Origin of the sequence: Cellulosimicrobium sp. NPDC057127 (genome assembly GCF_042670945.1) — a bacterium.
Lineage (GTDB): Bacteria > Actinomycetota > Actinomycetes > Actinomycetales > Cellulomonadaceae > Cellulosimicrobium.
In genome coordinates this window covers 236769-245917 of sequence record NZ_JBHUUP010000006.1, presented here as the reverse complement: position 1 = coordinate 245917, position 9149 = coordinate 236769, and the positions used below count along the sequence as shown (strand labels likewise).

Here is a 9149-nt window from a genome sequence, read left to right as displayed (position 1 = left end):
CCCGAACGAGGCAACAGCCAGCCATGCCCACGAGGACAAAAATTGGCATTGACTAACAAGCACACTGTTGAGTTCTCAAACAACCGACACACACCGCCTCCGGTCGGCTTGCCGACCTTTGCGCGGGGCTTTCTTTCTCCAGCCTACCAGGCCTGGGCCTTTCTCCCGAATCCCGGCCGAGACCGGAATTCCTTCGAAACCCGTGCCGGGCTCACCCGTCGTCATGGCGCAGCACGCTGCGCCACATTCTCGAGCGGGGGATTTCGCCTGCGGGACCAGCCACTTCGCGTCTGCTCCTCAGGAGCTGCGCCGTGGTGTCTGTTCCTCCCTGCCGGGCGACCTCGAGAACATTACGGCGTCGGCCGACGCCGGTCAACTCGGTCCTCGGTGACGCGCCTCACGCGTCCCGACGATGCAGCAGGGACCGGCGGTCAGGCGTGCAGCTCGCGGAACGCGTCCGTGAGCGTCGGGCCGTCGTCGTCGCCCAGGCGCCACACGCTCCACCCGTCCGCGGTCGCGGTCCCCGACGCCGCGACCGCGGCGAGGTCGGGGTGGCGGAACCGGGCGCCGTCGGACAGCTCGATGAAGCCGTCCGGCTGGAGCACCGCCTCGAAGCGCTGCCCGCGGCGCGGGCGGGCCCACACCAGTCGGCGCGGGCCGGCGAGACCGCGCGCCAGCGCGACGAGGTCCGGGTCGTCCTCGGGACCGAGCGGCACGGCGGCCGACGGCGGAGGCACCGGCGCCACCTCACGGCCGGCCGGCTCCTCGACGTCGAGGCCCGTCGGCGGGCGGTAGGACAGCGGGTCGTACGACCGCTCGGACGCCGGGGGGTGCTGCTGGGCGTACTGGTGCGTGAGGATCGACTCGCGGGTGCGGACGGACTCGCGCGTGCGCACCGACTCGCGCGTGAGGATCGACGTCCGGGGGACACGGGTGTCGTCGCCCTGGTCCGCCGGCCGGCGGTCGGGCCACCCGGTCGCCGCCTGCTCGGACGCGACCCGCGCGGTCAGCGGGTCCGGGGGCACGGACCCCAGGACGGGGACGTCCGCGCGGGCGGGTGCGGGCACGGGCGCCGGGACGACGGCCGGGACGACGTCGAGCGGTCCCGTCGGGTCCGCGGACGGGACCGAGGCACCGTACGACGTGCGCTGCTCGAGCTCGCCGGCCCGCCGACGCTCGGCCCGCGAGGGGCTCGTGTGCTGCGTCACCACGGGAAACTTGCCGGTCAGGGCTCGGCCCACGGCGACGCCGTCCGCGAAGTCGGAACCGGACGCCGCACGGCGTGCCCGGACGGGTGCGCGCTCCGGCGCGTGCTGCTCCTGACGGCTCACCACGAGCGGTGACACGTCGACGAACCGGCGGCCGTCGGCACCGTGCACGACCCCGAGCCGCAGGACCGCCACCGGGGACCCGGGCTGGCGCAGGAAGTCGAGCGCGTCCTCGATCCCGGGTGCTGCGCTCGAGCAGATGACGACGAGCCGCGCGCCCGTCGTGCGGGCGGTCGCCTGCGAGCGCGTGAGCGGGACGTTGTCGTAGAACGCGGCGACGTCCTGCTGGAACCGGGCGGCGCCGCCGGTGTAGCGGGCCGCGAGCTCCGCACGCGTGAGCCGGCCCGCGCTCCCGGCGTGGTTGAGCGCCGCCGTGAGCGCGTCCTCGGTGAGCTCCGCGGCCACCTCGATCACGACCGGCAGGCCGGCGGCGTCGAGCGCCAGCAGGTGCGGCTCGTCGGGCGACGACCCGTGCGCCACGGGGAAGATCTGCTCGCCGAGCAGGCCCTCGAGGTTGCCGTCGACGACACGCTGCGCGTCGGTCCCGAAAGCGCCCGCCGGCTGGGGCGGCTGGACGAGTACCGGACGCTCGGCGTCCACCTCGAAGAGGGGCATCGGGGGATCTCCTGCTGCGTGCGGCGACGCGACCGGGTCGGGGGCGCCGGCCTTAGCCTACGGCGGTGGTCAAGTGTCGCGACGAGCCGGGTCAGGCGTGCCCGGTCTCCTCCGCCTCCGCCGCGAGCCGCTCCTCGACCCGCTCGACCTTGCCCGTGAGCTCGCCCGAACGGCCGGGACGGATGTCCGCCTTGACGACGAGCGAGACGCGGTGCCCGCCGGCCCCGACGGCGTCCGTGGCTCGCCGGATGACGGGCATCACCTCGTCCCACTCCCCCTCGATCTCGGTGAACATCGAGGTCGTGCGGTTGGGCAGCCCGGACTCGCGGACGATGCGGACGGCCTCGGCGACGGAGTCCGCGACGGACTCGCCGGCACCGAGCGGGGCGACGGAGAAGGCGAAGACGGCCATGGGCCCATGGTGGCACCCCGCGGCGCAGGGCGCCGTGCCGGCGGTGCGCCGACGTAGGCTCGGGGCGTGACTCAGCCTGTGACCGCCGGACCGGTGACCGTGCTGGCCGGAGGGGTCGGCGGTGCACGCCTCGCCCACGGCATGGACCTCGCCGGGGCGGACCTGACCGTCGTCGTGAACGTGGCCGACGACGTGGAGCTGCACGGGCTCGCGATCTCGCCCGACCTCGACACCGTCACGTACACCCTCGCCGGTCTCGCCGACGAGGAGCGCGGGTGGGGCGTCGTCGGCGAGACGTACGCGGCGCTCGGCGCGATGGGCCGGCTCGGCGAGGACACGTGGTTCACGCTCGGCGACCGCGACCTCGCGACCCACGTGGTCCGCACGGCCCGCCTGCGCGCCGGGGCCCCGCTGTCGACGGTGACGGCACGGCTGACCACGGCGCTCGGCGTCCGCCCGCGCGTGGTCCCCGTCACCGACGACCGCGTCGCCACGCTCGTCGACACGCCCGCGGGCCGCCTCGGGTTCCAGGAGTACTTCGTCGGGCGGCGCCACGCCGACGACGTGCTCGGCGTCGTCTACGACGGCATCGTGGACGCGCGCCCGGCACCGGGGGTGGTGGAGGCGGTCGCGGCCGCGGATATCGTCGTCGTCGCGCCCTCCAACCCGTTCCTGTCCGTCGAGCCGGTGCTCGCGGTGGCGGGCGTGCGCGAGGCGCTCGTCGGGTCCCGCGCCCGCCGGGTCGCGGTCAGCCCGATCGTCGGGGGCCGGGCGATCAAGGGCCCGGCAGCGCAGATGCTCGCGACGCTGGGTCACGAGGTGTCGGCGCTCGGCGTCGCACGCCTGTACGCCGGGCTGGTCGACCTGATGGTGGTCGACGAGCGCGACGCGCACCTCGCCGACGACGTCGCCGGGCTCGGGATGCGCGTCCTGGTCACCGACACGGTCATGGGCGGGGCGGACGGTCGCGAGCGCCTCGCCCGCGAGATCCTCGCCGCGGCCCGTGGCTGAGCCCGCCGCCGTCCGGGCGGGCCGAGTGGTCGCCGTCGTGCCGCTGCGCGACGGCTCGTCCGGGAAGTCGCGTCTCGCGCACGTGCTCGACCCCGCCGCCCGCAGCCGGCTGGTCGCCGTGCTCGCGCGGCACGTGGTGTCGACGCTCCTCGCGTCCGGCGGCGTCGACCGGGTGGTCGTCGTGACGTCGGACCCCCGGTTCACCTGGGGAGCCCTGCGCGACGTCGTCGTGGACCGCGCGACGGCGCACGCCGAGGACGGCCCACCCCTGCTCACCGACGACGCCGACCGCCTGCGGATCGTGCTCCAGCCCGCGGACCGGCCCGGGCTGAACGCGGCCGTCGACGTCGGTCGCGAGGTCGCGGCGCAGGACGGGCCCGCGCGGGTGCTCGTCGCCCACGCCGACCTGCCCGCGCTGACGACGGACGACGTCGCGGCGCTGCTCGCCGAGGACGCCCCCGTCGTCGTCGCGGCGGACCGGCACCGGTCCGGGACGAACCTGCTGCTGCTCGACCCGCCGTGGTCCGCGCCGTCGAGCACGGGGTTGATGTCGTCATCCGCCTCAGAACGGCACGAAGGTCGTGCTCGGCAGGTGTTCCGATCCCGGTTCGGCGTCGACAGCCTGGCCGCGCACCGCGCGGAGGCCGACCGCGTCGGGGCGCGGGCCACGGTCGTGCAGCGCCCCGGGACCGCGACCGACCTCGACACCCTCGACGACTGGAGCGAGCTGCCCGCACCGGTGCGCGCGGCGGTCGGGCGACACGTGCCGGCCCTGCACGACGGCGAGGCCGGCTGACTCAGGCGTTCCAGCGACCGCGGTGCACGACGTCCTCGAGCGGCCTGCGGGCGCGACGGCGGGGCGACCCGCTCGGGCCGGCATCACCCGGGTGCCCGAGAGCGACGACGCCGGTCGGTGCGTACTCGTCGGGGATGCCGAACGCGTCGTGCAGTCGCGGTACCTCCCCCGGCCGCACCCCGAAGAAGCACGCCCCGAGCCCCTCGTCGACCGCCGTCTGGAGCATGAGCAGCGACGCCATGCCGGCGTCGACGTGCCAGTACGGGACGGCCCACCGGTGCTCGTCGCGGTCCACCCAGCCCTTGTCGCGCTCGGCGTACCGCCGCAGGTACGCGTCCTTCGAGGTGAGCACGACGACGAGCACCGGGGCCGTGCGCATCCCGTCGAGCCACGCGCTCATGTCCCGCTCCGAGTCCTGCGGCGTCGTCGCCGTCCAGAAGCGCGCGACGTCGTCGGGCTCGGTGAGCACGAGGAACGCCCACCCCTGCGTGAAGCCCGCGCTCGGCGCCCGTACCGCGTTGCGCAGCACCCGCTCGAGGGACGCGGGAGCCACGGGTTCGTCCGTGAACCGCCGGACCATGCGGCGCCGGTGCACGACGTCCTGGAGCTCCATGCGCGCCATCGTGCCAGGTCGGTCGCTGCCTGGGGCCCGGCCGGGACAGGCCGACGACTATGGTGGCCCGATGTCCCACGACGACGAGTCGCAGCGCGGCGACTACGCCACGACCGGCGCCGCGACGGCGGCCGCTGACGCAGACCTGCCCGGCCCCCGCACGCCCGCCTCCGGTCCGCCGGTCCGCCGCGTGGCGACGCTCGGCGTCGTCGTCTCGCTGCTCGTCACCCTGGCGTTCGTGGGGCTCGACCTCGCCTACAGGCTCGGCGGCGGGGTGGCCGACGACCCGACCTCGCGCGCGAAGATCGACGAGGACGGCTCGTTCGCGGAGATCACCGCGTGGGTCGTGATGATCGTCGCGGCGGCGGTCCTGGCGAACCGGGCGGTAGCGCTCCCGCGCGCCCCGGTGCTGTGGGCGTGGGCGGGGATGCTCGTCGTCGTCACGGCCGACGACAGCCTGATGATCCACGAGACCGCGGGCGGGGCGCTGGCCCGCTCGCTCGGCTGGTCGGGTGCGCTCGGCCTCGACGCCCAGGGCTGGGGCGAGCTGGCCGTGTGGGGCGTCATCGGCGTCGTCGTCGGCACCGCGCTGCTCGTGACGTTCCTGCGCAGCGGCCCTCTCGCCCGGCGGGCGTCGGGCTACCTGCTCGGGTGCGTCGCCGTGCTCGGCGTGGGCGCGGTCGGCGTCGACATGGTGGCGATCGTCGTCGAGCCGTACGTCGGCGGGACGCTCAGCTGGGTCATCGCCGCCGCGGAGTCCGCGGGCGAGCTGCTCGCGGCCGGACTCTTCCTCACCGTGGCGGTGTGCCTGCTCGTCGCCACGCCGCGCGACCGGACGCCCTAGCGACGCCTGCCGCCCCGCGCGAGCTCCTGGCGTTTCGAGCGCCGCCGCGACGTGCCCGTCGACCGCTCGCGCGCGTCGCCGTCGCCGTCTCTCAGGCCGGTGACGAGACCGTCGAGCGGCGGCGGGAGCGTCGCGGCGACGTGCGCGTCGACCCACGCACCGCGCACGGTCTCGCGCCACCCGGGGACGCTGCGCCGGCAGCGTTCTGCGATCGCCGGTCGAAGGTCGGCGCGCTCGACGATCGCGTCCTCGACCGGTCCGGCGCCGACGCTGTCGAGGAGCTCGTCGTCGCCCTGGAGCGACAGCTCGTGCGCCAGCGTCACGAGCGCGTCGAGGGTCGGGAACGGGTCGGGCTCGCCGAGCACGCGCCTGCTGACCTCGTTCACCACGTCGGCGGACACCTCCGCCGCGAGCCGCTCCGCGCGCGTCCCCGCGGAAGCCCGGACGAACGCGAGGTACCGCGCGGCGAGCGCCGCCGCCGCGACGTCGCGCGGCTCCGCGGTCGCGCCGGTGGCGATCACTCATCCAGCCGTTCGGCGAGCAGCTCGACGAGCGCCTTGCCCTGCACGCCGGCGAGCTGGTCGGCCTGGGTGCGGCACGAGAACCCGTCCGCGAGGTAGACCGTGCCCTCCTCCGCCTCGCGCAGCGCGGGCAGCAGCGCGTTCTCGGCGACCGCGACCGACGTCTCGTAGTGGCCCTTCTGCATGCCGAAGTTGCCCGCGAGGCCGCAGCAGCCCGCCAGGACCTTGATGTCGGCACCCGCGGCGCGCAGCAGGCGCTCGTCGGCGGCGAAGCCCATGACGGAGTGGTGGTGGCAGTGCGGCTGCACGACGGCGGTCACGTCGGACAGGTCGGGTAGCCGCCACCCGGAGTCGGTGCCCGGGGCGGTGTCGACCGACGTGAGCAGCTCGGCGAGCGTCCGTGTCGCGCGCGCGACGGCCTGCGCGCGCGGGTCGTCCGGGAAGAGGTCGACGAGGTCGGAGCGCAGCACCCCGGTGCACGACGGCTCGAGGCCCATGATGGGGATCCCGTTGACGGCGTAGGGGCCGAGCACGGACAGCAGCCTCTCGAGCCGACGGCGGGCGCCGTCGAGCTGCCCCGTGCTGATCCACGTGAGACCGCAGCACACGTCCTGCTCGGGCACGACGACGTCGTAGCCCGCGGCGGTGAGCACCTGCACCGCCGCCTGCGGCACTGTGGGCGCGAGGGTGTCGCTGAACGAGTCGGTCCACAGCACGACCTTCGGGCGCTCGCTGCGCGCGGGACGGCCGGGACGCTGGCCGACGGCGAGGCCCGGCACGCCCTGCGTCGCACCCCCGCGCCGCCACCACGTGCGGAACGGCACCTCGGCGAACCGCGGCACGTCGCGCCGGGTGTCCATGCCGCCCGCCCACAGCACCGCCTTGGCGACCGGGCGGAACGACATCACCTTGTTCGCCAGGCGCGGCACGCCCGTCGCGAGACGCGCCCAGACGGGCAGCCAGCCGAGCGAGTAGTGGTCGACCGGCCGCAGCCGCCCGCGGTAGGTGCGGTGCAGCACCTCCGACTTGTACTGCGCCATGTCGACGCCCGCCGGGCAGTCGCTCGAGCAGGCCTTGCACGACAGGCACAGGTCGAGGGACTCGTGCACCTCCGGCGCCGTGAGGCCGCCGACGAGCGTGCCGTTCACCGCCTCCTGGAGCACGCGGGCGCGGCCGCGCGTGACGTCCTTCTCGTCCTTCGTCGCCTGGTACGACGGGCACATGAAGCCGCCCGCGGCGCTCGTGTCCGCGCGGCACTTGCCCACGCCCACGCAGCGGTGCACGGCCTGCGTGATGTCGCCGTGGTCGTGCGCGAACGAGAAGCCCTGGTAGCCGGCGCGGCGCGAGATGCGCGAGATCTTCGCGGGCGCCGTCCCCGCGGGCGCTCCGGGGACCGCCGGTGCGTCGACCCGGGCGAGCGCCGGGTGGGCGTGCGGGCGGCGCAGCTCGTCGTCGACCGCGCGCGGACGCACGACGACGCCCGGGTTCATGACGTCGGCCGGGTCGAGCAGCGCCTTGAACCGCTCCATGAGCGCGATCGCCTCGGCGCTGTACATGACGGGCAGCAGCTCGGAGCGCGCACGCCCGTCGCCGTGCTCGCCGGACAGCGAGCCGCCGTGCTGCGCGACGAGGTCGGCCGCCTCGAGCATGAACGCGCGCAGCACCGACCCGGACGCCTCGAGCGGGAGGTCGATGCGCAGGTGCACGCACCCGTCGCCGAAGTGCCCGTACGGCAGGCCGTCGACGCCGTAGCGCGCCATGAGCGCGTCCAGGTCGCGCAGGTAGTCGCCCAGCCTCTCCGGCGGGACCGCGGAGTCCTCCCAGCCCGGCCACGCCTGCTCGCCCGACGGCGTGCGCCCGGCCAGCCCCGCGCCGTCGGCGCGGATCTGCCACATCTTCGTCGCCTCGGGGCCGGCCGGGAGGATCAGCGTGGACTCGCTGCCAGACGCCGCGACGATCGCCTCCGCGTTCGCCGTCGCCTCCTCGGGCGTCGCGCCCCCGACCTCGACCATGAGCCAGCCCGCTCCCGGCGGCAGCGGAGGCACCGACGCGTCGCCCTTCGCGCGCCGCACGACGTCGACCAGGCGCGCGTCGAGTCCCTCCACCGCGAGGGGGCTCAGCCCGAGGAACGTGGGGACGTCGTCCGCGGCCGACGGCATGTCGGGGTAGCCGAGCACGACGAGCGTCGGCTTCGACGGCACCGGCACGAGGCGCACCGTCGCGCCGAGCACGGTGACGAGGGTGCCCTCGGTCCCCACGAGCGCCTTGGCCAGGTCGGAGCCGTTCTCCGGGAGCAGGTGCTCGAGCGAGTACCCCGAGACCTGGCGCCCGAAGCGTCCGAACTCGGTGCGGATCAGCGCGAGGTTCTCCCGGACCAGCTCGGCGAGACCGGGCACCGCGGCGAACGTCGGGTCCCCCGAGCCCGCCACGAAACGGCGACCGGCGCCGTCGACGACGTCGAGCGCGAGCACGTTGTCGGCGGTACGCCCGTACGCGACGGCGTGCGGACCGCACGCGTTGTTGCCGATCATGCCGCCGAGCGTCGCGCGGTTCTGCGTCGACGGGTCGGGGCCGAAGCGCAGCCCGTGGGGCGCGGCGGCCTGCTGGAGCGCCGACATGACGACGCCCGGCTCGACGACCGCCGTGCGCGCCTCCGGGTCGACGCTCACCACCCGGTTCACGTGCTGCGCGAGGTCCACGACGACCCCCGGCCCGACGGAGTTGCCCGCCACGGACGTGCCCGCGCCGCGCGCCGTGATCGGCACCTCCAGCTCGCGAGCCACGTCGAGGGCGGCGACGACGTCGTCGACGTCCCGCGGGTACACCACCACCTCGGGCACGACGCGGTAGTTCGACGCGTCGGTGGAGTACTCGGCGCGACGGCGCGTCGAGGCGTCGACCGCACCGCGCGTCACCGTGCGCAGCGCCGCCGCGAGCGCCACCCGGGCGGCGTCCGCGGCCTCCTTCGCCTCGCGCACGGCGGCGGCGTGGGACGCGGACGACGCGCCGTCCCCGGGTCGCGCGTCCGGTGTCGAGGTGTCGGTGTCAGCGGCCACGGGCCGATTGTCG

8 protein-coding genes are annotated in these 9149 nt (G+C 75.4%); 3 read left to right on the top strand and 5 right to left on the bottom strand.

Translation table 11 applies throughout. From position 1 onward, the window contains the following. Nucleotides 1–431 precede the first annotated feature (431 nt). Nucleotides 432–1883 carry a hypothetical protein gene (locus tag ACFTZA_RS08590; protein WP_378192838.1) on the bottom strand — a complete coding sequence of 484 codons (1452 nt, stop codon included), beginning with the start codon at nt 1881–1883 and terminating at the stop codon, nt 432–434. 91 nt (nt 1884–1974) lie between these two features. Next, nucleotides 1975–2295 (bottom strand): MTH1187 family thiamine-binding protein, encoded by a 321-nt coding sequence (locus ACFTZA_RS08585; protein WP_378192836.1) that lies wholly within the window; start codon nt 2293–2295, stop codon nt 1975–1977. Between the two features lie 66 nt (nt 2296–2361). On the opposite strand from ACFTZA_RS08585, the gene cofD reads away from it, so the two are divergent. Together cofD and ACFTZA_RS08575 are read left to right on the top strand one after the other, a co-directional pair. Further along, complete coding sequence (gene cofD / locus ACFTZA_RS08580) at nt 2362–3306, top strand: 2-phospho-L-lactate transferase (RefSeq protein WP_378192834.1); 945 nt, start codon at nt 2362–2364, stop codon at nt 3304–3306. After that, the gene (locus ACFTZA_RS08575; RefSeq protein ID WP_378192832.1) at nt 3299–4102 is read left to right on the top strand and encodes a 2-phospho-L-lactate guanylyltransferase; all 804 of its coding nucleotides are present in this window, start codon (nt 3299–3301) and stop codon (nt 4100–4102) included. The genes cofD and ACFTZA_RS08575 overlap by 8 nt, the downstream gene beginning before the upstream one ends. 1 nt (nt 4103) lies before the next feature. Here the strand turns inward: ACFTZA_RS08575 and ACFTZA_RS08570 are convergent, their stop codons facing one another. Beyond that, nucleotides 4104–4715: a nitroreductase family protein gene (locus ACFTZA_RS08570; RefSeq protein WP_378192830.1), complete on the bottom strand. Its 612-nt coding sequence runs from the start codon at nt 4713–4715 to the stop codon at nt 4104–4106. Between the two features lie 70 nt (nt 4716–4785). Between ACFTZA_RS08570 and ACFTZA_RS08565 the strand changes: the two genes are divergently transcribed. After that, nucleotides 4786–5559 (top strand): hypothetical protein, encoded by a 774-nt coding sequence (locus ACFTZA_RS08565; protein WP_378192828.1) that lies wholly within the window; start codon nt 4786–4788, stop codon nt 5557–5559. On the opposite strand, the gene ACFTZA_RS08560 is transcribed toward ACFTZA_RS08565, so the two are convergent. After that, a complete protein-coding gene (locus tag ACFTZA_RS08560) occupies nt 5556–6080 on the bottom strand; it encodes a hypothetical protein (RefSeq protein WP_378192826.1) in 525 nt (174 codons plus the stop codon). The two genes, ACFTZA_RS08565 and ACFTZA_RS08560, sit on opposite strands and share 4 nt — an antisense overlap. After that, nucleotides 6077–9058: an FAD-binding and (Fe-S)-binding domain-containing protein gene (locus ACFTZA_RS08555; protein ID WP_378192854.1), complete on the bottom strand. Its 2982-nt coding sequence runs from the start codon at nt 9056–9058 to the stop codon at nt 6077–6079. The genes ACFTZA_RS08560 and ACFTZA_RS08555 overlap by 4 nt, the downstream gene beginning before the upstream one ends. Nucleotides 9059–9149 lie beyond the last annotated feature (91 nt).